This window comes from Pantoea sp. GCM10028869 (genome assembly GCF_042666835.1).
Taxonomy (GTDB): Bacteria; Pseudomonadota; Gammaproteobacteria; order Enterobacterales; family Enterobacteriaceae; genus Pantoea; species Pantoea leporis.
Genome location: NZ_JBHTGO010000001.1, coordinates 623,153 through 645,511 on the forward strand (window position 1 = coordinate 623,153; position 22,359 = coordinate 645,511).

The 22,359-nt window shown below is 50.6% G+C and carries 19 protein-coding genes; 12 read left to right on the forward strand and 7 right to left on the reverse strand.

The window, feature by feature from the left end; translation table 11 throughout:
- Positions 1–378: 378 nt before the first annotated feature.
- From ACFQW4_RS02855 to ACFQW4_RS02865, 3 genes are all read right to left on the reverse strand, one after another.
- Positions 379–3,429: an efflux RND transporter permease subunit gene (locus ACFQW4_RS02855; protein ID WP_377723671.1), complete on the reverse strand. Its 3,051-nt coding sequence runs from the start codon at positions 3,427–3,429 to the stop codon at positions 379–381.
- Entirely contained in the window at positions 3,426–4,526 is a 1,101-nt protein-coding gene (locus ACFQW4_RS02860) for an efflux RND transporter periplasmic adaptor subunit (RefSeq protein ID WP_350262293.1), read from the reverse strand. Before ACFQW4_RS02860 ends, ACFQW4_RS02855 begins: the two co-directional genes overlap by 4 nt.
- A gap of 73 nt (positions 4,527–4,599) precedes the next feature.
- Positions 4,600–5,214 carry a TetR/AcrR family transcriptional regulator gene (locus ACFQW4_RS02865; RefSeq protein ID WP_101761235.1) on the reverse strand — a complete coding sequence of 205 codons (615 nt, stop codon included), beginning with the start codon at positions 5,212–5,214 and terminating at the stop codon, positions 4,600–4,602.
- 240 nt (positions 5,215–5,454) lie between these two features.
- On the opposite strand from ACFQW4_RS02865, the gene ACFQW4_RS02870 reads away from it, so the two are divergent.
- The 3 genes from ACFQW4_RS02870 to ACFQW4_RS02880 all read left to right on the forward strand — a co-directional run bounded on the left by ACFQW4_RS02870 (position 5,455) and on the right by ACFQW4_RS02880 (position 7,771).
- Positions 5,455–5,931 (forward strand): DUF2243 domain-containing protein, encoded by a 477-nt coding sequence (locus tag ACFQW4_RS02870; RefSeq protein WP_217547842.1) that lies wholly within the window; start codon positions 5,455–5,457, stop codon positions 5,929–5,931.
- Positions 5,932–5,943: 12 nt separating this feature from the next.
- Positions 5,944–6,735, forward strand: coding sequence for a cytochrome c oxidase assembly protein (locus ACFQW4_RS02875; protein ID WP_377723674.1), 792 nt, complete (start codon positions 5,944–5,946; stop codon positions 6,733–6,735).
- A gap of 136 nt (positions 6,736–6,871) precedes the next feature.
- Positions 6,872–7,771 carry a LysR family transcriptional regulator gene (locus ACFQW4_RS02880; protein ID WP_110867105.1) on the forward strand — a complete coding sequence of 300 codons (900 nt, stop codon included), beginning with the start codon at positions 6,872–6,874 and terminating at the stop codon, positions 7,769–7,771.
- On the opposite strand, the gene ACFQW4_RS02885 is transcribed toward ACFQW4_RS02880, so the two are convergent.
- Together ACFQW4_RS02885 and ACFQW4_RS02890 are read right to left on the reverse strand one after the other, a co-directional pair.
- Positions 7,746–8,552, reverse strand: a complete 807-nt coding sequence (locus ACFQW4_RS02885; protein ID WP_377723675.1) for a substrate-binding domain-containing protein — start codon at positions 8,550–8,552, stop codon at positions 7,746–7,748. The genes ACFQW4_RS02880 and ACFQW4_RS02885 overlap by 26 nt on opposite strands.
- Before the next feature lie 15 nt (positions 8,553–8,567).
- Positions 8,568–9,863 (reverse strand): MFS transporter, encoded by a 1,296-nt coding sequence (locus ACFQW4_RS02890; RefSeq protein WP_192235286.1) that lies wholly within the window; start codon positions 9,861–9,863, stop codon positions 8,568–8,570.
- A 639-nt stretch (positions 9,864–10,502) separates the two neighbouring features.
- Between ACFQW4_RS02890 and ACFQW4_RS02895 the strand changes: the two genes are divergently transcribed.
- From ACFQW4_RS02895 to ACFQW4_RS02920, 6 genes are all read left to right on the forward strand, one after another.
- Positions 10,503–11,489 (forward strand): autoinducer 2 ABC transporter substrate-binding protein, encoded by a 987-nt coding sequence (locus ACFQW4_RS02895; RefSeq protein ID WP_192235288.1) that lies wholly within the window; start codon positions 10,503–10,505, stop codon positions 11,487–11,489.
- 245 nt (positions 11,490–11,734) lie between these two features.
- Positions 11,735–13,255, forward strand: a complete 1,521-nt coding sequence (locus ACFQW4_RS02900; protein ID WP_377723677.1) for a sugar ABC transporter ATP-binding protein — start codon at positions 11,735–11,737, stop codon at positions 13,253–13,255.
- Positions 13,248–14,237, forward strand: a complete 990-nt coding sequence (locus tag ACFQW4_RS02905; RefSeq protein ID WP_210080148.1) for an ABC transporter permease — start codon at positions 13,248–13,250, stop codon at positions 14,235–14,237. The genes ACFQW4_RS02900 and ACFQW4_RS02905 overlap by 8 nt, the downstream gene beginning before the upstream one ends.
- 1 nt (position 14,238) lies before the next feature.
- Complete coding sequence (locus tag ACFQW4_RS02910) at positions 14,239–15,192, forward strand: ABC transporter permease (protein ID WP_110867099.1); 954 nt, start codon at positions 14,239–14,241, stop codon at positions 15,190–15,192.
- A gap of 28 nt (positions 15,193–15,220) precedes the next feature.
- On the forward strand, positions 15,221–16,861 hold the full coding sequence (locus tag ACFQW4_RS02915; RefSeq protein ID WP_377723679.1) for an FGGY-family carbohydrate kinase: 1,641 nt from the start codon (positions 15,221–15,223) through the stop codon (positions 16,859–16,861).
- Entirely contained in the window at positions 16,858–17,466 is a 609-nt protein-coding gene (locus tag ACFQW4_RS02920; RefSeq protein WP_377723681.1) for an SIS domain-containing protein, read from the forward strand. Before ACFQW4_RS02915 ends, ACFQW4_RS02920 begins: the two co-directional genes overlap by 4 nt.
- Positions 17,467–17,576: 110 nt before the next feature.
- Here the strand turns inward: ACFQW4_RS02920 and ACFQW4_RS02925 are convergent, their stop codons facing one another.
- Positions 17,577–17,765: a YjfB family protein gene (locus ACFQW4_RS02925; protein ID WP_377724003.1), complete on the reverse strand. Its 189-nt coding sequence runs from the start codon at positions 17,763–17,765 to the stop codon at positions 17,577–17,579.
- Between the two features lie 612 nt (positions 17,766–18,377).
- Between ACFQW4_RS02925 and ACFQW4_RS02930 the strand changes: the two genes are divergently transcribed.
- The 3 genes from ACFQW4_RS02930 to ACFQW4_RS02940 all read left to right on the forward strand — a co-directional run bounded on the left by ACFQW4_RS02930 (position 18,378) and on the right by ACFQW4_RS02940 (position 21,819).
- On the forward strand, positions 18,378–19,613 hold the full coding sequence (locus ACFQW4_RS02930; protein ID WP_377723683.1) for an oligosaccharide flippase family protein: 1,236 nt from the start codon (positions 18,378–18,380) through the stop codon (positions 19,611–19,613).
- 5 nt (positions 19,614–19,618) lie between these two features.
- A complete protein-coding gene (locus ACFQW4_RS02935) occupies positions 19,619–20,488 on the forward strand; it encodes an ATP-grasp fold amidoligase family protein (protein WP_377723685.1) in 870 nt (289 codons plus the stop codon).
- A 251-nt stretch (positions 20,489–20,739) separates the two neighbouring features.
- Positions 20,740–21,819: a mechanosensitive ion channel family protein gene (locus tag ACFQW4_RS02940; RefSeq protein ID WP_101761222.1), complete on the forward strand. Its 1,080-nt coding sequence runs from the start codon at positions 20,740–20,742 to the stop codon at positions 21,817–21,819.
- On the opposite strand, the gene ACFQW4_RS02945 is transcribed toward ACFQW4_RS02940, so the two are convergent.
- Positions 21,800–22,348 carry a GNAT family N-acetyltransferase gene (locus ACFQW4_RS02945; RefSeq protein ID WP_377723687.1) on the reverse strand — a complete coding sequence of 183 codons (549 nt, stop codon included), beginning with the start codon at positions 22,346–22,348 and terminating at the stop codon, positions 21,800–21,802. The genes ACFQW4_RS02940 and ACFQW4_RS02945 overlap by 20 nt on opposite strands.
- Positions 22,349–22,359 lie beyond the last annotated feature (11 nt).

Here is a 22,359-nt window from a genome sequence, read left to right on the forward strand (position 1 = left end):
CAACCATCAAGAAAATTGACAATTTTTATTTGGCTCTCACAAATAAATGCCATTTATTAATCGATTTCTCATTTTTAAAAGACCACGTTGATAAGTAACGCTCGGGTTTTACTGACGAGGATAAACGAAGCCAGGCAGTGATTTCAGGACTGTCTACCAGACCATTGCTGTGATGATTGAAGTGATAAAGGCCTCGTGCCCGAGCCTTTTCATTTTTATTTGTGGACCTGAGTTGCAGGCGTTAAATACTGCTACTACTCTTTTATCGCTTCATACTTGGTACGAAGGTTACACACAGCACGCACAGCGTGCGAGAGTCTTTGCATATTGTTCATACTTCCTTCCCCGCTCCAGGCGGGGATTTTTTTCAGCATTAGCCTACCTGACACGGAACCAGATGGCATACATCGCCGGTAAAAACACCAGCGTCATAATGGTGCCGCCCAGCGTCCCGCCAATCAGCGTGTAAGCCAGCGTGCCCCAGAACACGGAGTGCGTCAGTGGAATAAATGCCAGAATCGCCGCTAGCGCTGTCAGCAGAACCGGCCGGGCGCGCTGCACCGTTGCCTCAACGATAGCCTTGAAAGGATCGTGGCCTTCCCGCTCATTCTGATGAATTTGTCCGATCAGGATCAGCGTATTACGCATCAGAATCCCTGACAGCGCGATCAGCCCAACCAGTGCATTGATGCCAAAGGGCTGCTGGAATAGCAGCAGCATGGGCACAACGCCAACCAGCCCGAGCGGCGCGGTCAGAAAAACCATCACCATCGCTGCCATGGAACGCACCTGCAGGATGATGATCAGCAGCGTCAGGGCAATCATAATTGGGAACAGCGGCAGCATAGCTTTGGTCGCTTTACCCGACTCCTCAATCGAGCCCGCCTGTTCAATACGGTACCCCGGCGGCAGTGACGCGATTAATGGCTGAAGTTCCCGGCTCAACGCACTTGAGACATCCGGTGGCTGCAATCCGTCAGCAATATCGCCGCGCACCGTTATGGTTGGCGTTCTGTCGCGGCGGCGCAGCAGCGGATCTTCCATGCGGATGTCGATTTCACCGAGTTGCGAGAGTGGAATGCGCTGCCCATCGGCTCCGGCTAGCGTCAGAGCGTCAAGGCGCGCGGGATCGAGGCGCACCTCTCCGGCTGCACGACCAACCACTTCCACAGATCGGATATCTTCACGAATCGCCGTGATAGATGCCCCGCTTAGCAGGAACTGCAGTTGACGAGCCGCTCCGGCAGGCGTTAGCCCCATCGCCTGCAGCCGATCCTGATCCAGCCTGAAATGCATTACCGGTACACGTGAACCCCAGTCGGTGTTGACGGTGCGCATCATCGGGCTGGCCTGCATCAATACTTTCACCTTCGCGGCCAGCTGGCGCAGTACGTCTGCATCGGGACCCATCACCCGGTAAGCGACCGGATAAGGCGAATAGGGACCGAAAACCAGCTGTGTTACGCGCACCTGCGCTTCAGGCGCGAGCCCATCTGCTGCCGCTTGTCGCAGACGCTGCTTCAGCGCATCGCGATCGTGCTCGCCGTTGGTCAGCACCACGATTTTGGCAAAAGAGGGATCCGGCAATTCCGGGGCCATCGCCAGATAGAAACGCGGCGCACCCTGCCCGATGTACGCGGTTACCGTGCGGGTTTCTTTTTGCTTTTTCAGCCAGTGCTCAATTCGCGCCGTGGTCTGGCTGGTCTGCTCTATTGAGGTGCCGTAAGGCATTTGCACTTCAACCAGCACCTCAGGACGATCGGAGGTTGGGAAGAACTGTTTTTTCACCAGCCCCATGCCAATGATGGCCAGCACAAAGCAGCTAATTACCGCGCCTGCCACCCACCACTTATGCGCGATGACTCTGGTTAGCAGTCGTCTGAAGCGATTGTAGTGGCGGGTGTTATAGATTGCCGCGTGCCCACCGACTACCGGCTTGATGTCGGGCAGCATCTTCACGCCCAGATAAGGGGTAAACAATACTGCCACCACCCACGAGGCAATCAGGGCAATCCCCACGATCCAGAACATATTGCTGGTGTATTCACCGGCGGTGGACTGCGCAAAGCCGTTGGGCATGAAGCCGATCGCGGTTACCAGCGTGCCGGCCAGCATCGGCGCGGCCGTATGGCTCCAGGCGTAGGCCGATGCTTTGATGCGGTCATAGCCCTCTTCCATTTTCACCACCATCATCTCTATCGCAATGATGGCGTCATCAACCAGTAAACCCAGTGCGAGGATAAGTGAACCCAGCGTGATGCGGTCAAAGTTTTTTCCCGTGGCGGCCATCACCACAAATACCACGGCAAGCGTCAGCGGAACCGCGGCAGCAACCACGATGCCAACGCGCCAGCCCATGCTGACAAAGCACACCACCATCACCACCAGCAAAGCCACGAAGAACTTCACCATGAACTCATCGACAGCCGAACTGATGTTAACCGCCTGGTCGGAAACGTTGGAGAGCGTCATGCCCAGCGGCATGTCACTATTTATATTTCGGACCTCTTGTTCCAGCGCTTTACCCAGCTCAAGACCGTTCCAGCCTTCCCTCATTACCACGCTCAACATCAGTGCAGGTTCACCCTCATTACGGATGAGAAAATCGGGCGGATCGACATAGCCACGTTCGACCTTGGCCACGTCGACAAGCCGTAGCGTGTGATTACCGGAGACGACCGGCGTGTTGCGGATTTTTTCGAGCGTATCCAGCGCTCCGTCGAGGCGGATAAACACCTCGGGCCCGCGCGTTTGTATCGAACCGGCGGGTGACAGGGCATTTTGCCCGTTCAGGGCGTTAAATATCTGTTCCGGTGTAATGCCCAGCGTAGCGAGGCGATCGCTGGAAAAGGAGACATAAATACGTTCTGCCTGATCGCCGGTAATGGTGACTTTTTTTACGCCCGCAACGTGTAGCAGCTGCTGGCGGAGTTTTTCGGCATCACGAGACAGAAATCGCTGCGGTTCACCCTTTGCTTTCAGTGCATAGAGGGCAAAAACCACATCCGAGAATTCATCGTTAACCATCGGCCCGATCACACCCGCCGGCAGGTTGCGCGCCTCATCGCTGAGCTTTTTGCGTGCCTGGTAAAACTGCTCCTGCACTTCAGAAGGTGGCGTGCTGTCCTGCAGGGAAAGCATGGTGTATGCCATTCCGGGACGAGTATAGGTCTCGGTGCGGTCATACCACTTCAGCTCCTGCAGCCGCTTCTCCAGCGGCTCAGCCACCTGATCCTGCATCTCCTGCGCGGTGGCGCCAGGCCAGGCGGTGATCACCGTCAGCTGCTTGACGGTAAACGGGGGATCTTCCGCTCTTCCCAGACCCAGAAAAGCCACTATGCCGGCAACCGTAACGAGAATGATCAGGAACAGCGTGACCGATCGTTCACGCACCGCGAGCGCCGAGAGGTTAAAGCGATTGTGGCTCATGGCGTGGCTCCTTGCGACCCAGGCGTTCCGATGCGGACGGCTTCACCTTCATGCAGCAGGTGTGCGCCCAGCGCGGCCACCTGTTCCCCGCTCTGAAGCGGACCCGACACGCGCGCACTGTCGTCGCTGATGCCGAGCAGCGTCACGGCCCGCCAGGTGACTTTGGCGGGTTTGCCTTCCACCAGCCAGACGCCAGCACCGCGTCCCGCATCCCACACTGCACTGAGCGGTACTGACCAGGATTCTTGCGTCGCCGCAGATTCCGGGATACGCAGGGTTACGGTTGAACCCAGCGGAGCACTGGCTGCGGCACCGCTCAGCACATAGCGTGCTTCGTAGGTGCGGGTTGCTGCATCCGCCGAGTCTGACAACTCGCGCAGCCTGGCATCATTCTCGATCCCACTGCCATACAGGATGGCTGTGGCCGGCGATCCCACCTGCGGGCGCAATGTCTCCGGCAGACTGACCATCGCCTCACGCTGACCAGCGCGGGCGAGGCGCACAACCGTTTGACCGGCGCTAACCACCTGACCTGGGTCGGCCAACGTATCCACCACCACGCCATCGGCATCAGCACTTAATACGGCATATTGCGAGGCGTTGAGCGCCACGCGTGCCTGCGCCTGCGCGGCGCTCAGATCGGCACGCGCGGCATCTGCCGCTGCACGAATTTGACTGTAAGAGGATGCAGAGACCGCGCCAGAACCCACCAATCCACGATAGCGTTTCTCATCATCGCCGGTCTGGCGCGCGCGTGCCTGGGCGGCGTTTACCGCACCCTCCGCAGCGCGGACCTGCAGCGCGAGATCAGCCGGATCGAGCCTCATCAGCAGCTGGCCGCGTTTGACGCTTTGCCCCTTATCAACCAGACGCTCAAGCACCTTGCCCGACACGCGAAAACCCAGGTCGCTCTGAAAACGTGCGGCCACAATGCCGGTAAAAACGCGAGATTGACCCGCCGCAGGCTCGACGGTCGCCGTCCTGATGAGTGGCGGCCGGGAGCGCGGATCGTCAGCGGCTGATAGAGGTTCGCCGCAGCCAGTCAGAATGACCGGCAGCAGGCAGATGACGGACAACAAAGGGAGATGCCGGAGCATGGGTTACCTTACTCAAGGGAAGTATGAGGACGCCATTCTCTGACTAGTGACCAATTATGTCAATGGTCACAAACTACGGAGCGAGACTTCTAAGTACTAATGCAGCCAATTGGCTTGCATCTTCTCCGGCCGTATCAAGTGAGGATTGCAATTGAAGTGGATCGGCAAGAGGTCTGAGTACCAGATAGACGGCGGCGGCCGTTTCATCCAGCGGCGTTTTACGCTCAAATTCCCCGGCAGTACGTCCTGCGCGCAGGATGGCGAGCACGATTTCACGCAGGGAATCCTCATATTGCACAGCAGCAGGCCAGTGCTCACGCGAGGAGGCGGCGGCGATGTCATACAACCGACGCTCGCGGAAAAACAGCTCGCAGCCTGCCACAGCAAGCGTCTGAAACAGTTGCTTTATTTTTTCCGTGGCGGAAGGTGACTGCTCCAGCGCAGCGTTCAGCCTTTCCGTGATATCCGTAAGGCAATTGGCGCAGATGACTTCACCGATTTCCTGCTTAGAACCGAAAAACTTGTAAATATAGGCTTTGGAGAAGCCGATTGATCGCGCGAGATCGGATACGGTGGTTTTCTCAAAGCCGTAATGGCTAAAGTACTCCATGGCGGCAGCCACAATCTGATCGCGGATGGTGTGGTCGGAAGGCCCACGCGTGGCGGCGGTAGTTTTTTTCTCTGTCATATTTCAACTTTGCTCGGTGAGCTGATGTAAACGATGAGTGACCAGTGGATATTTTGGTCACAATTTCTCATCGCTTCAAGGCCTGATTGCTATCATCACAATCTCAGCGGAATCTCTGAAAAACCGCTTTCGGTAATGTCGTGCGCCCTGCCCGACATAACGCTGGCGTAAATTGGCCGGGCTGCGGGAATTATCATCTACGCTTCTTAAGTGAAATTTAACTTTTACCCGGAGAACGTAGTGCCAACTTTGAATTCCAGTCCTCAATCCGATCTGAAACGTTCATTCATAGCCACCCTTCCACTGGGTATCGGTATGATGGCGGCAATTGATGAAGTGGTATTTCATCAGATTCTGGCCTGGCATCACTTCTTTGACTGGGGCACACCCGCGTTTAGCCTGCTTTCAGATGGATTATTGCACGCAGGCGAGCTGATTCTTTTCGTGCTTGGTTTTTTCATGTTTGCGGACCTGCGAAGCCGTGGAAAACTCAACCGCACGGCAGCATGGGCAGGATTCATTGTGGGGTTGGGTGCGTTTCAACTGTTTGATGGAATTGTTGATCACAAGCTGCTCAGGCTGCATCAGATCCGCTATGTTGATAACGTGCTGCTTTATGACCTTATCTGGAATCTGTCTGCTGTGCTGTTATTGGTGGCAGGCTTGCTGATTTATCGTCACGCGCGGTCTGCTCTATCCGCTAAAACGGAAGTTTGATCCGTGGATCCCATGATGCATCCTGCGGCGATGCCCCATTCAGTCGCGCTATTTATTCTTTTGGTCATAGCTCCTGCTGTCATTCTCATTTTTTATTTGATCGCCGCTGTCCGTTTACGCCGGGTTGCCCACTGGAGCGCCTGGCGCATGGCCAGCTTCACCGCCGGCATCGTCATGATCGTGGCATCCATGCTGCCGCCTTTGGCTAACTGGGCGCATCATGACTTACGCGGTCATATGTTGCAGCATCTGTTACTTGGAATGTTTGGACCTCTCGGATTGGTATTTGGGGCGCCCGGCTCACTGATATTACGCACTCTATCCGCACGGTGGGCGCGCGCTATGATGGCTATTCTCCGCACCCGCCCGATACGCTTTTTAATCCATCCATTTACCGCTGCTTCGCTGGATATTGGCGGGATGTATCTTCTTTATCTCACTCCGTTATATGCGTTGAGCATGGCCATTCCTGCCTTGTTTATTTTCCTGCATCTGCATTTTGTCCTCTCCGGCTACCTGTTTACCTGGTCTGTTGCCGGGCCCGATCCCGCGCCTCACCGTCCATCGAGAACTGTGCGTCTGGCGGCAATTTTTTTTGCTACGGCCGCTCACGCTATTCTTGCGAAGTTGATGTACGGCTTCGGATACCCACGTGGAACCTTAGCCAGCGCTGAAGAAATTCAGCAGGCTGCGCAGTGGATGTATTACGGCGGAGATATTGCCGAGTTTTGCATTATCGTCGGCTTTTTTGCCGCGTGGTTCCGGCAACGCAGCACGCTGCCAGAAATGCTGGTGGGGAAATAATGACCATTTCATGACAAAATTATTTGCCAATATGAAAAGTAATAACATTTGTAGGTAAGACGTGGTTACCGTAATCAATAATGTGGCTATCATTGCCCTTTGAACACCCGCTGGCTCCAAAGGACTGTCTGCTGCTATGCCTGTAAACTTTGACCTTAACGATCTTTATGCCTTCCGTGCGCTGGTTGAATACAGTAATTTTCGGCTTGCCGCTGAGTCCATCTGCCTTTCTCAGTCAGCATTGAGTCGTAGGATAGAAAAGCTGGAATCCGCGTTAGGGATCAAGTTGTTCGATAGAACGACCCGGCGTGTCACGTTGACACTGTATGGGCGGACCTTTGCTGAACGCTCAGATCAGCTGCTGGCGAATGTTGAACTGGTATTAGCGGATATTAATAAGGTGAGTCAGGATCGTGTAGGGCTGGTCACCGTTGCCACTGTGCCCTCGGCAGCCTACTATTTTATGCCCGATGTTATCCGCCGTTTCCAGACACGCTATCCACGAGTGCGTGTGAAAATCATTGATAGTAGCGCTGGAAACGTCATTGAAGCAGTGGCCAGTGGTCAGGCAGACTTTGGCATCTGTTTTGCCAGAGATCTGCAAACCACTATCGAATTTATACCCTTGACGAGCGATGTCTACGTGGCGGCCTGCAGGCGGGATCATCCATTAGCCAATAAAAAAAACCTGACCTGGCGAGAGTTTTATCAGCAGGATTACATTGAGCTGGATAAGACCTCCGGTAACCGCCATCTACTTGATAAGATGCTGGATCACATCGTTCCTGAGCGCCCCAGTATCTGCGAAACCCGTCATGTGACCACCATGCTAGGTATGGTTGAAGCGGGTATCGGCATGGCTGCCGTACCCGCTATGTCGATGCCGATGTCAGAGCATTCAGTACTCACACACCTTTCACTCACTGAGCCGGTGGTAAAGCGTACGGTTGGCCTGATCAGGCGCAGTGGCCGTATGCAATCCTACATTGCAGCTGAGTTAGAGAAGCTGATCACTGAACAGTATCGTGTTGTTTAACTGGCAGTTCAGCCGTCACCGATCGCAATCCGGTAGCGCGCACAGTATCTTGCGCCTCAGCCGAAGAGAGGAAGTTGAGTAACGCTTTGCCCTCCTGCCCGTTTGTTGCTTTGGCGGTCACCGCACCGGCAAAACGGGTAACGTATTGCACATCTTCAGGCAGTTCACCCACAAAGGTGACGCCCGGCACAGGTAGCAATTCACTCACTTGCTGGAAACCGACGGCATAATTGCCTTTAGCCACTTCGGATGCCACCGGAATGCGCTCTACCCTATGCGCTTTTGTTTTTACCTGGTCTTCTATTCCCAGTTTCCTAAACAGTTGGCTGCTGACATAGCGGCCGCTGGCACTGTCAGAATAAGCAATAGATTTGGCCTGCAAAAGGGCATTACGCAGATCTGCATCCGTTTTAATATTTAGTTTAGGCTCACCTTCTTTAACGACCATACCAATTGAAGAGTCGGCTAGCTCAACGCGCGAACCCGGCTGAAGCCAGTTATCCTTCTCCAGGTTTTTCAGCGCATCACCGACCATAATCACCACATCCGCCTTCTCCCCGCGCGCCAGACGCGCAGGAATCGCCTGAGGCGTTCTCCCCATCGAGGGACCAGAGATCAAAATGATCTTGTCGCCGCTTTTTGCTTCAAATTGTGGGGCCAGTTTTTCCAGCGCCGCTTTAAATCCGCCCGAAATCATAACGGTGACATCTTTGGCCGCCGCTGAAAAACTAACGGAACTCACTAACAGCGTAATGAGAAGTGAACGATGTATTTTTTGCATGATGTTATTCCTGAACTAACCAGCGGTTTGAAGTGATAACGCGCTGCGACGGTATAAATAGAGGGTGGCCAGTAATGCACAAATCGCAGCAAAGCTCATCCAGTAGCCGGGTGAAGCCTTATCGCCGGTGTACTCAATCAGTGCAGTTGAAATGACTGGCGTAAATCCACCGAAAATAGCCGTAGCCAGGCTGTAGGCCAGAGAGAAGCCTGCAACTCGCACTTCGACCGGCATAATCTCTGTTAATGCCGGGATCATGGCGCCGTTATACAGACCGTAAAGGAAGGAGAGCCACAACAGCACTGTCAGCATCATGGAAAAGCTGGGTGCTTCAGCAAGCAGGTTAAGTGCCGGATAGGCAGTCATCAGCGCCAGCATCGCCATGGTCACCAATACAGGCTTACGGCCATAGCGGTCTGACAGGGCTCCCCCAACCGGTAGCCAGAAGAAGTTTGATACCGCAACCAGCAGAGTCACCAGCAGACTGTCAGAAGCGCTCAGCATCAGCACTTTTTTACCAAAGGTAGGGGCGTATACGGTGATCAGATAAAACGCGGTGGTGGTCATGGCGACCATCAACATTCCGGCGATAACCACCTGCCAGTTTGCTAACAGCGTTTTAAACACGTCACGCATCGCCAGGTGGTTGCGGCGAGCAGTGAACGCTTCGGTCTCTTCCAGTTTACGGCGCAGAACAAAAATGAACGGAACAATCAGGCAGCCGAACAGGAAAGGCAAACGCCATCCCCACTCGCGAAGGGTGCTTTCTTCCATGGCCGCATTCAGTGCGAAACCCATGGCCGCTGCCACCATAATGGCCACTTGCTGGCTGCCAGATTGCCAGCTGGTGTAAAAACCTTTACGGCCGGGCGTGGCAATTTCTGCCAGATAGACGGATACGCCGCCTAACTCTGCGCCCGCTGAGAAGCCTTGCAATAAGCGACCACACAGCACTAAAAAGGGTGCCCAGAGCCCAATCGTTTGATAAGACGGAATGAGAACAATCAGGAAGGTCCCCGCCGCCATGATCGACAAGGTAACAATGAGCCCTTTACGTCTGCCAACTTTATCAATATACGCGCCCAGCACAATCGCGCCGACCGGACGCATTAAAAACCCTGCGCCAAAGACCGCAAAGGTCATCATCAGCGAAGCAAATTCACTGCTGGCCGGAAAGAAAGTATGGGCGATATAAGTGGCATAAAACCCGAAAAGGAAAAAATCGAATTGTTCCAGAAAGTTGCCAGAAGTCACCCGCAGTATCGCACTGCATCGGGTTCGGGCCGTCATGGGTAGGTTAGAGGAATGCATGTTTATCTCCAGTTTGTCATTAGCGCTTTTACAGCGCCTGCTTCTGCAGACTGGATGAGCAAAACAAACTATATAAGCGCAATAAACTCATGGGTTGATGCGTTTGATGCATTAATCTGCGTTAACAAATTCATTAACAAGCTGCAACGGGCCTTTAACAGCCCCTCACTTCTTAGCGTTACTTTTTGAGGGCTAAAAACGTCATACCTATTTTGTGACAAGGCTCATATCTGGTGAGGATGAAAATGACGTCGGTCGGGAAACGTCGTTTTCGGAATCTTAAAATCGCCAGGAATGCGCTGCTGTTCACATTCCGTGCAAATAAAATTTCTGGCATAGCCTTCTTCGCTGCAAGAAAGATACGACGCGGTCAAAATATTTCTCTTTTGTTACTTTATTGGAGGTAAATTGTTAATAAAAATGGCTCATCACCTCTGAAATTCGGTATGCCGGGAAAGGGAAGAGTGTTTATTTACTTTTTATTAACACGATCAATCTTTAAATTTAACAAAAATGGGCATTGTTCACATTTTGACCACAACCATGCGAAAACCGGTGTCTCCTTCAGTTAATCTCTGAGTGTGAATTGAATACCGACCGTCCGCTCCCTACTGCAAACATCATAAGAAAGGTATCGCAATGAAATTTAACCTCGCATTAGTCAGTGCATGTGTGGTTTCAGCATGCATGTTATTCACAACACCCTCTTTCGCCGCTAAGCCTTACGATATTGCCGTGGTCGCCAAAGTCACCGGCATTCCATGGTTTACCCGCATGGAAGTCGGCGTGAAAGAAGCCGCGCAAAAACTGGATGTCAACGCTTATCAAGTCGGCGGCTCCACTCCAGACCCGGCCCAGCAAGTCAAAGTGATTGAAGATTTGATTGCTAAAAAAGTCGACGCCATCATCGTGGTGCCAAACGATGCCAAAGTATTGGAGCCGGTATTAAAGAAAGCGCGTGACCAGGGCATCGTGGTATTAACCCATGAATCGCCGGACCAGCAAATTGGTCAATGGGATATCGAAACCATCGACAGCCAGAAATATGCTGAAGCCAATATGGACGAACTGGCAAAAGATATGGGTAGCAAAGGAGGGTACGCCATTTATGTCGGGTCCCTGACTGTGCCGCTGCATAACGCGTGGGCGGATGCTGCGATCAAATATCAGAAAGAAAAGTACCCGGATATGCATGAAGTAACGTCTCGCCTGCCGGTGGCAGAAAATATTGATAAGTCATACTCCACCACATTGGATTTAATGAAGACCTATCCCGACCTGAAAGGGATTATCGGTTTCGGTTCGCTCGGCCCGATTGGTGCGGGTCAGGCGGTTCAACAGAAACGCGCTAAAAATAAAATCGCCGTTGTTGGTATCGCTATGCCCGCTCAAGCTGCTCCGTATTTAATGCGCGGTGATATTAAGAAAGCGCTGCTGTGGGATCCGAAAGATGCCGGCTATGCCTTAGTAACGGTCGCTGATCAGCTATTGCAGGGTAAAGAAGTCACCAAAGATCTGACTATCGAAGGGCTTGGGAAAGCCGACGTAGATATGGATAAAAAAGTCATTCGCTTTAATAAAATTCTGGAAGTGACACCAGAGAATGCGAAATCACTTGGATTCTGATCAGGCTTTTTAATTCAGGTATTTTCCGGAGACAGATTATCTCCAGCGCCACACCAGGCTAAGAGAAATAAATACGGCGTTGTATGTTGTGCCGTATTTAGACCTCGAATCAGACATGAAAATTTATACCCTAAATAATTCCAGCAGGGCAAAGCGGCCAATGAGAAAACGTAACTCATTGATTCAATTAAAACTGTGCAGACAGCGCCCACTGGAATTATAAAGGATATGCTTAAGGATCGGTGATGAATACGCTTAATACGTCCCCTGCCCCTTATGAGGCCTTTATCAGCCTTGAAAGAATCAGTAAAAAATTTCCCGGCGTACTAGCATTAGACAGTGTCAGCCTGACGTTGAATAAAGGCGAAGTGCATTGTCTTGCTGGTCAAAATGGCTGTGGCAAAAGTACCATCATTAAAGTCATTTCTGGTGTTTATCAGCCGGAAAAAGGCGCGGCCATTACGCTGGACGGAAAACTATTTCATACTCTGACGCCGCATCTCTCTTCGTATTACGGCATTCAGGTTATTTATCAGGATTTGTCTTTATTTCCCAATCTGTCAGTAGCCGAAAATATTGCCATTCACCGTTATTTACCAGGCGGAGATTTTTGGGTACATCGCGAGGCAATGCGCAAAAAAGCGGTGGCAGCGATGCAACGGGTCGGCATCTCTCTGGATCCAGATCGTAAAGTCGAAAAGCTGTCGATCGCCGATCGCCAATTAGTCGCCATATGCCGCGCTATCGCCGCTGACGCCAGTTTGGTGATTATGGATGAACCGACCGCATCGCTGACTCGTACTGAAGTGAATGGTCTATTGCGCGTGGTGAATGAGCTCAAATCCGCCGGTATCTGCGTGGTGTTTGTCAGCCACCGTCTTGATGAGGTGATGGAAGTGGCCGATCGCATCAGCGTGATGCGCGACGGCAAACTGGTTGGCACCTATCCGGCCAGCGAACTCGACAGTAATGAACTGGCGTTCCTGATGACCGGACAACGTTTTACCTACAGTCATCTGCCGCATCGTGCGCCAGCCAACGTAACGCCACTCCTTGAAGTCAGCCAACTAAGCCGCAAAGGTCAGTATCAGAATATTTCACTGGCGCTGCGCCAGGGTGAAATCACCTCGATTATTGGCCTGCTCGGTTCGGGCCGGACGGAACTCTGTCTGAGCCTGTTCGGCATGAGCCAACCAGATAGCGGAGAAATTCGCGTTAACGGCAATGTGGTGCAATTCCACAGTAACCGCGACGCCATCCGTCACGGCATTGCTTATGTGTCAGAAGACCGTCTGACGCAGGGTCTGATCATGGAGCAATCCATTTATGACAACACGCTGGTGTCCATTTTCGACAAGCTGCACACCGGCGCAGGATTAATGGACCATAAGAAAGCCGCAGCGGTGGTGAGAGACCTGATCCGCGATTTGAACATCAAAGTTTCGGATAGCCAGTTACCCGTTAAAACCCTTTCCGGCGGTAATGCGCAGCGTATCGCCATCGCCAAATGGGTCGCAACGCGACCCCATATTCTGATCCTCGATTCGCCGACCGTCGGCGTAGATATTGCCAACAAAGAGGGAATTTATCGCATCGCACGCGATTTAGCGGAATCTGGCATGGCGGTGCTGATGATTTGCGATGAAATTCCGGAAGCCTATTACAACAGTCATCGCGTGCTGGTGATGCGCAAAGGCGAACTGGTAGCGGAATTCGCGCCTCACCAAAGCAGCGAAGCGCAGATTGCGGAGGTGATTAATGGATAATAAATCTCTGTCGAAACTGTTTTCCCAGCACGAGTTCTGGCTGGGATTACTGGTTCTGCTGCTGGTAATTGGCTTAAGCGTCGGCACCAGTGAATTTATGACCCTGGGTAATCTGACTGACGTCGCCACCAGTTACGCCATTCTTGCCATTCTGGCCTGTGGTCTGTTTGTGGTGTTAATTGCCGGGGGCATCGACATCTCCTTCCCGGCCATTACCTCAATCGGTCAGTACGTGATGGCCAGTTACATCATCCATCACGGCGGTAGCTTTCCACTGGCATTTGCCCTGTCGATGGGCAGCGGGTTGCTGCTCGGGCTGGTCAACGGTTTTCTGGTGTACTGGCTGCGCGTTCCGGCCATCATTATCACCATTGCCACGTTAAACCTGTTTTACGGTCTGCTGGTGTATGTCACCAATGGCACCTGGTTATACGGGTTTCCCGACTGGTTTATGAACGGTATTAATTGGTTCTCCTTTACCGCCGCCGACGGTTACGACTATGGCCTGACACTGCCGCTGCTTAGCTTGCTGGGCGTGATCATCGCCACCGGCGTGTTGATGAACCGCACACGCGTGGGGCGACAGATTTATGCCATGGGCAGCAACCGTGACGCTGCGTCGCGTCTCGGCCTGAACATACTGCGACTGCATTTTTATGTATACGGATTTATGGGATTGCTGGCGGGTATAGCGGCCGTGGTTCAGGCGCAAATCACCCAGTCTGTCGCGCCTAATTCCCTGCTGGGTTATGAGCTGACGGTGCTGGCGGCGGTGGTATTAGGCGGCACCAGCATGACCGGTGGCCGTGGCTCGCTGACCGGCACCATTCTGGGGGTAATGCTGCTGGCCTTCCTGCAAAATGGTATGACCTTGCTGAGCATTTCATCTTACTGGCATCAGGTTTTCAGCGGCGTGATCATTCTGGTCAGCATCAGCAGCACCGCGTGGAATGAAAAACGCAAACTGGCAAAGGGAATGTGACATGACAACCTTAAACCGCTTCTTTCCGGGCGATCGCATCATCCGCTTGCAGTTATTGATCATCGTCGCCGTTGCCGTGCTGTTCTCGTTCACGCTGGGCGGCAGTTTTTACAGCGTCGGCAATTTCCAGTCGATCTCCTCTCAATTACCGATTCTGGGCATGCTGGCGCTGGGGATGGGTATCACCATGCTCACCGGCGGTATAAATCTTTCGGTCATTGCCGGAGCCAATGCCTGTTCGCTGGCGATGGCGGCCATTCTGGTGGCGCACCCGAACCAGCCAGAATATTTCGCGCTGGCGATGCTCGCGGGTCTGGTCATCGCTGTGCTCATTGGCGCGCTCAATGGCGCACTGATCGCCTATATCGGTGTTTCGCCGATTCTGGCGACCCTCGGTACCATGACGCTGATTGGCGGGCTGAATATTCTGCTAACCAATGGTGCTGTGATTTCCGGCTTCCCGGCAGCCATTCAATATCTCAGCAACGGCAGCCTGCTCGGCATTCCGGTTGCGCTGCTGTTATTCCTGCTGGTGGCGCTGCTGTTGTGGGTGTTACTGGAACATACCACGCTGGGACGCAGCCTCTATCTGATGGGTTCTAACGAACAGGCCACGCGGTTCAGTGGTGTCAATACCCACAAAGTTACTCTCGCGGTGTATGTGCTTTCCGCGCTGCTCGGATGGGGCGCGGCACTGCTGATGATGTCCAAATTCAACTCGGCCAAAGCAGGCTATGGCGACTCCTATTTGCTGGTGACCATTCTGGCTTCTGTACTCGGCGGAATTAATCCCGACGGCGGGTTTGGCCGGGTCATCGGACTGGTGCTGGCGCTGATCGTCCTGCAAATGCTCGAGAGCGGCCTTAACCTGATGGGCGTTAGCAGTTATCTGACCATGGCGCTGTGGGGTTGCGTTCTGATCCTGTTTATCGCTCTGCAAAACAGAAAATCATAAGCGAAAGATTTTTACGAAGGGAAAAAACATGGCGACATATTTTATTGGAATAGACGTAGGAACCGGCAGCGCCCGCGCAGGCGTCTTCGATATGACCGGCCGCATGGTCGGCCAGGCCAGCCGTGATATCACGTTGTACCGCCCGAAAGCCGATTTCGTCGAACAGTCTTCCGATGAGATTTGGCAGTCTGTCTGTAACGCCGTAAAAGACGCGGTTAATCAGGCAGATATCAATCCTATTCAAGTGAAAGGCATCGGTTTTGACGCCACTTGTTCGCTGGTGGTGCTGGATAAAGAAGGTAAACCGCTGACCGTCAGCCCGTCCGGGCGAAGCGAGCAGAACATTATTGTATGGATGGATCACCGTGCTATCACGCAGGCAGAACGCATCAATGCCACCGGCCACCGCGTGCTGGAATTTGTCGGCGGAATCATCTCACCAGAAATGCAGACACCAAAACTGCTGTGGCTGAAGCAACACATGCCGACGACCTGGAGCAACGTCGGACATCTGTTCGACCTGCCTGATTTTCTTACCTGGCGCGCCACGCAGGACACCACGCGTTCGTTGTGCTCCACCGTCTGCAAATGGACGTATATCGGTCACGAAGACCGCTGGGACTCGAGCTATTTCCGCCAGATCGGTCTGGAAGATTTGCTGGAAAACAACGCGTCGAAAATCGGTAGTGAAGTAAAAACCATGGGTGAGCCGCTGGGGCATGGATTAACTCAGCGCGCCGCTGAAGAAATGGGGTTGATTGCCGGTACGGCGGTTAGCGTCTCCATTATTGATGCCCACGCGGGTAGCCTCGGCATTCTGGGTGCCAGCGGCGTATCCGGCGAATCAGCGGATTTCGATAATCGCATCGCGCTGATTGGCGGGACATCCACCGCTCATATGGCGATGTCGCGTAGCGCGCGCTATATCGGTGGGATCTGGGGGCCATATTATTCGGCGATTCTGCCGGATTACTGGCTGAATGAAGGCGGACAATCGACTACCGGCGCGTTAATTGATCATGTCATTCAGTCACACCCGTGTTATCAGGATTTACTCAAACAGGGAAAAGACAGCGGCAAAACGATTTATGAAATTCTGAATGGTATTTTGCGTAAAATGGCGGGTGAGCCAGAAAATATCGCTTTCCTGACCAAAGACATTCATATGTTGCCCTATTTCCACGGCAACCGCTCACCGCGTGCTAATCCAACACTCACGGGCACGTTGACTGGCCTGAAATTGTCTCGCACGCCGGAAGACATGGCGCTACATTATCTCGCCACCATTCAGGCGCTGGCGCTCGGCACTCGTCATATTATTGAAACCATGAACCAGAGTGGTTATTGCATTGATACCATGATGGCGAGTGGTGGCGGCACTAAAAACCCGATTTTTGTGCAGGAGCATTCCAACGCGACAGGCTGCGCAATGCTGTTGCCGGAAGAGAGTGAAGCGATGTTGCTCGGCAGCGCCATGATGGGCACCGTTGCAGCGGGTGTCTATGATTCGCTGCCAGAAGCCATGGCTGCTATGAGCCGCATTGGTAAAACCATCACACCACAGACCAACAAAATCAAAGAGTATTACGATCGTAAATACCGCGTATTCCACGAGATGTATCACGACAGCATGAAATATCGTGACCTGATGCAGGGGAAAACCGAATGAATGCGGAAGAAGAATTTACTCAGGCATGTCAGGCCTGGCAGACCTATAGCGAGGAATTACTGGCGTTACAGCGTAATCTTGATGCCGAAACCTGGCATCAGCTCCTGATGCTGGTTACCGGATGTCACGGTAAAATTGTTGTGACCGGTGTTGGCACCTCGGGCATTGCCGCGCGGAAAATCGCCCATATGCTGGCGTGCGTCGAACAACCGGCAGTGTACCTCAACGCTACCGATGCAGCCCACGGTGACCTGGGATTTATGCGCAACAACGACCTGATGATCCTGATTTCACGAGGCGGTAATTCTGAAGAACTGACGCGCCTGCTGCCGACGCTTAAAACCAAAGGCGTTGCTATCATCAGCGTGACGGAAAACCTGGACTCAGCGATTGCCGACGCCGCTACGCTGGTGGTGAAAACGCATATCCAGCGGGAGATCGACCCGCTTAATATGCTGGCTACCACTTCTATCGTGCTGGTGCTGGCGGTGTTCGATGCGCTGTGCTGTAACATCATGCTGCGTAACGGCTTCGATCAGCAGCGGCTGCTCAACGTCCATCCGGGCGGAAATGTCGGCAAAATACTGCGCGAACAGGATATGTGATCGACACCTTCATCCTGTAATTTCTTCCGCTAATAACATGCCAACACTACTTAACCATTTGAGGAGTGATACCCGATCGACATCACTCCATAAAACCGTTAGTGCTGACTTCAGGCAGTGGTATTAATGTTGCGCCCAATTGCAGGGTTTGCAGGTAACTGAGGAATCGAATCCAGAATGCCGCTCGCCATCGATTGCTGATTATCTAACGTCCTCTTCAGTACTAACGTGCTTATTTTATTAGCCAGCTCCATGTTATCATGGCCGGTAGCCAGTGATGTAATTTGTGATACATCCATCTTGCTCTCCTGATTAATACGAATATTGAGTACAAAAACAGCTTTTAAAAGCCTGAAACGTTTATCGGCATGTGCACGCATTACTTTAACGTTCACTCGTAAGGCGATTTCGCAGAATCGCCCCTCAAGCCACTCACCGCATTATGAATGTCTGCGAGGCCAGCACCACAACAAAGCACAGCTGTAGGAGTCTGTAAGCCACAGCGGTACTGACGTGGTCAGAAATCAGCCCCATGAAATAGGGCATAATCGCGCAATGAATTGCGCCGCTACACTGTGTGCTCTCGGTAATTAGTCCCGTTAAAGAAAATCATGATCATCATCACAATATATAGAGTCGAACACAATTAAATAATGGACTCAATATTTGAAAACGCACGTCATTAATCTGATTAATAAAAAATCCCTTCACTAATCGGATATCAGCAGCCACACTGTCAACCTAATTAATTTAGCCTGCAGAATAAACAGTGATATTGGGTGTTTTTTTATATGAATATTTCGCAATAAAACACAACATTAATGCATATACAAGAAAGCTTCAATTTTTGCGGATGGCTTGTAAACAGTCCTTAACGCTATCAACACAGCTCTGTAGATGAGAGACATGCAATGTACTCTAACTCAATATGGATCATGTTAGAAAAGTCAGTCAATATCATCGGGCTACTATATATTAATGCGCTGATGGCAAAATACGTTGGCCCTGAAGACTATGGCAAAATAAACATTTCAACTTCTCTGTTTATATTTGTGCAAACGCTATCGTGGTTTGGCGGTCAGAACATCATCTTTAAACGCATGAGTGAAAAGAGTAAGTCTGGGATCGCATTAGCGATACACACACAAAATCAACGGCGATTTTTCTTTCTCCTGTCATCAAGCGCGGTGTTGATCTACCTCTACTTCTTCACTGACATCATTGTGTTTCTATTTGGTGTGGCCAACTGTATTGCCACTTACTACATTGTGATGGACTTCTTTTCCATCTACAACAACACGCAATTAAAATCAAAAATAAACACTATCACCAATGTGATCGGCTTATCTGTTGCCTTGTTGATTCGATTCTCTATTTCATACTTCAAAATGCCCGTGTACTACTTCACCATTCCTATCGTTATCATCCCGCTCATACCTTATTTCCTGCGTCTTATCTATTTTAACTACACCACAAAAGTAAATGAGAATCGTAAAGGCGCCGGAATGTATAACCGTCATATGTTATTCACCGGCGGTGCACTGATTTTATCGAGTCTATCGGCTGACATCTATACGCAGATATCGAGCATTTTTTTGGCAAAAATCCTTTCTTACTCAAATCTGGGCGTGTATAGCGTCGCGTTAACTCTAGGAGGTGCCTGGTCATTTATTGTGTTGGCGTTAATAACAAGCTTCTTCTCAAAGATATACAGTGAAAAAGATCAAATCACCGTTGAAATGCTACTCATTAAAATCAACCGAATTGTCATCTTGTGTTCGCTTATAGCGTTAGCTGGATTCTACTTTTTTGGTGAATACTTCATCCATTTGCTGTATGGCGATAAGTATATGGATTCCGTGAGTATCATTCCCATCATTATCATCGGCACCATGTTCTCTGCATTAGGTACAATTTGTTATCGCTATATGATCAAAGAGTCCGGATACAGTTACCTGGCTAAAAAGATGTTTTTATGTTGTGTCTTAACCATACCACTTTCATGGCTAATGATTAATTCCTTCGGCATTAATGGGGCCGCATACTGTTTTTTGATCGTTGAGATTATGTCTTGCACTTTACTCAATTACTTCTTCAGAAATAAAACAATCATCAAAATGCATCTTAACATTTTCAAACTGAGATAATTTTAATGAAAATGATAAAACACACAGTCAAATCAGCGTTAAAAATCAGCGCATACATGTACCCAGAATTTTGCGCTAAAACACATTACTATATCAAGTTCAAGAAAAAGCTGAACTTAACTAATCCAGTCAATTTCAATGAAAAAATTCAGTGGCTCAAATTCAATGAGTTAAATGGTGATATTTATACCTTGTGCGCGGACAAGTATAAGGTTCGGGAGTATGTGATAGCGAAAGGGTGTGGTGAAATCCTGAATGACCTCTACGGCGTGTATGATGACCCAATGGATATTGACTACCGCGCATTACCCAATAAATTCGCACTTAAGTGTAACCATGGCGCAGGTTACAACATAATCTGTGATAGCAAAGCATCACTGGACATTGAAAAAACCAACAGGCAACTCAGTAAATGGTTGAAGCAGGATTTCTCCTCCCATTTCATTGAGCCGCAGTATAAGAAAATTGACCGCAAAATCTTATGCGAAAAATACATTGAAAATGAACGTGGTGGATTTCCAGAGGATTATAAATTCTACTGTTTCAATGGAAAACCTTATGCGGTAATGGTGTGCATGGAGCGAGAGAAAGGTACACCTAAATTCTACTATTTTGATATGAACTGGCATCCGCTTCCCTTTGAAGATACTGTTGAATTAATCAATACCAACAGCTATCCAAAAATGCCGGAAGGTTTCAATAACATGAAAGAGTATGCGGTTAAACTGGCCGCTGATTTTAAATTTGTTCGTGCTGACTTCTACCTTCTCAACGGTAAGGTTATTTTTGGCGAATTGACATTTACGCCCTCTGCGGGACTCGATGTAACACTGCAGGAAGCCGATGCTATTTTAGGCAGCCAGCTAAAGTTGTAGTTTCAAAGTGATTGATTTACCTCCTTTCGTAACAGGTGCGCATCAATGCGCACCCTACAAAAACCTCGCCAAACTGCCTAAGGGTCGCCATTGGTGGCGACCGATGCATACGCCACCCATCCCCTGCCTGCTACAGCGTCTATACTGATAAGTATGAATAAATAATCTGCAGATAACCGATATCAGAATGGTTACTGAATTTTTTGACTTATCTGACAACCACGGTTGTTGGCTTAATAAAAGGGAAAGTAATGCCATTATTATTTGATGAGTTATCTGGTGCTCCAACATGGGTGCCTGCTGTTATGCTTGTCACTCTATCACTCGCAATAGGATTTCTGGCGCGATTTATTCTCCTTAGATTTATTCGTTACTGGCAAAAACGTGACAGAAAACTGTTCAAGTCACTGGAAAAGCATCTGCGCGGATCGCTGTTTCTGTTTATCCCTTTATTGTTAATTAGTGCTGGACTTAGTTATGTTAATATCCAGCCAGGATCCCTGAGCTTTATTACCACCACCGTTAATATTTTCATTATCTTATCCTTCTGCTCGGTGCTTATTCGATTGATCAATGTGGCGCAGGATATGCTATTTATTCGCTATGACATCAATCTTTCGAATAACCTTCGTGCGCGAAAAATTCGCACGCAGATAATGTATGTGAAAAAAGTCGCGATTGTCGTACTGGTGACACTGTGTCTTTCGCTAATTTTGCTCAGTTTCCCTGGCGTGCGAAAATTCGGCACGACCATTCTCGCCGGTGCCGGAGTTGCTGGTATAATCATTGGCTTTGCCCTGCAGAAATCGCTGGTTAACCTGTTCGCCGGGATTCAGATCGCCTTTACCCAACCGATAAAAATTGATGATGCTGTGGTGGTGGAAAATGAATGGGGCTGGATTGAAGAGATCAACCTGACTTATGTTGTGGTGCGTATTTGGGATCTGCGTCGTTTAGTTTTGCCCATCACCTACTTTACCGAAAATGCCTTCCAGAACTGGACGCGCAATAACGCCCAAATATTAGGCTCTGTTTTTCTCTACCTTGATTATTCGATGCCATTAGATCCTCTGCGTAAGCATTTTGAAAAAGTCCTCAGTGAAACCAAACTCTGGGATCAACAAACTCAGGTGCTGCAGGTTACGGATACCACTGACAAAACCATGACCATCAGATTATTAATGACGGCGCAGAATTCCCCCACCGCCTTTGATTTACGCTGTTACGTGCGGGAAAAGATGATTGAATTTATTCAGCAAAATTATCCGCAGAGTCTTCCTCATGTGCGGGCGACATTGACTGATGCCGGGTTTAGAGAGGCGAGTCAATGAAGTTGTTGTGGAAAATCTTATACAGCACATGCTCAGCTAGCGCGTGATCGGCAGGTAACGCGGGATGGAGAAAGATAGTTTGTTTCTGCATCCCCAATCGCTGCATCAGCTTCTCAGATGGCGTGTTATGAGTACTGGTGAACGAAACGACCTCGGGAAGATGCAAAACATTAAACGCGTAAGCCAACGATGCCTGGGCGGCTTCGTTGGCGATTCCCTGCCCCCAGAACTTTTTATTAATACGCCAGCCAATTTCCGTGCAGGGAGAAAAATCGAAGCGATCTGGCTGCTGTGCTAAACCCACGCTGCCGACAAATTCGCCGGTGGCTTTCATCTCAACGGCCCAAAAACCCCAACCCTGGTTTGCACCAATCATCGCCTTAAATCTTGCAACGACGTTGTCGCTTTCCTGACGACTCAGCGTTTTCGGGAAATACTTCATCACTTCGGGATCGGCATTGAGTTCGGCAAAGGGTTGTAAGTCTGTTTGCTGCCATTGTCGGAGGATCAGGCGGTTTGTCTCTAACATGGTAAATTTTC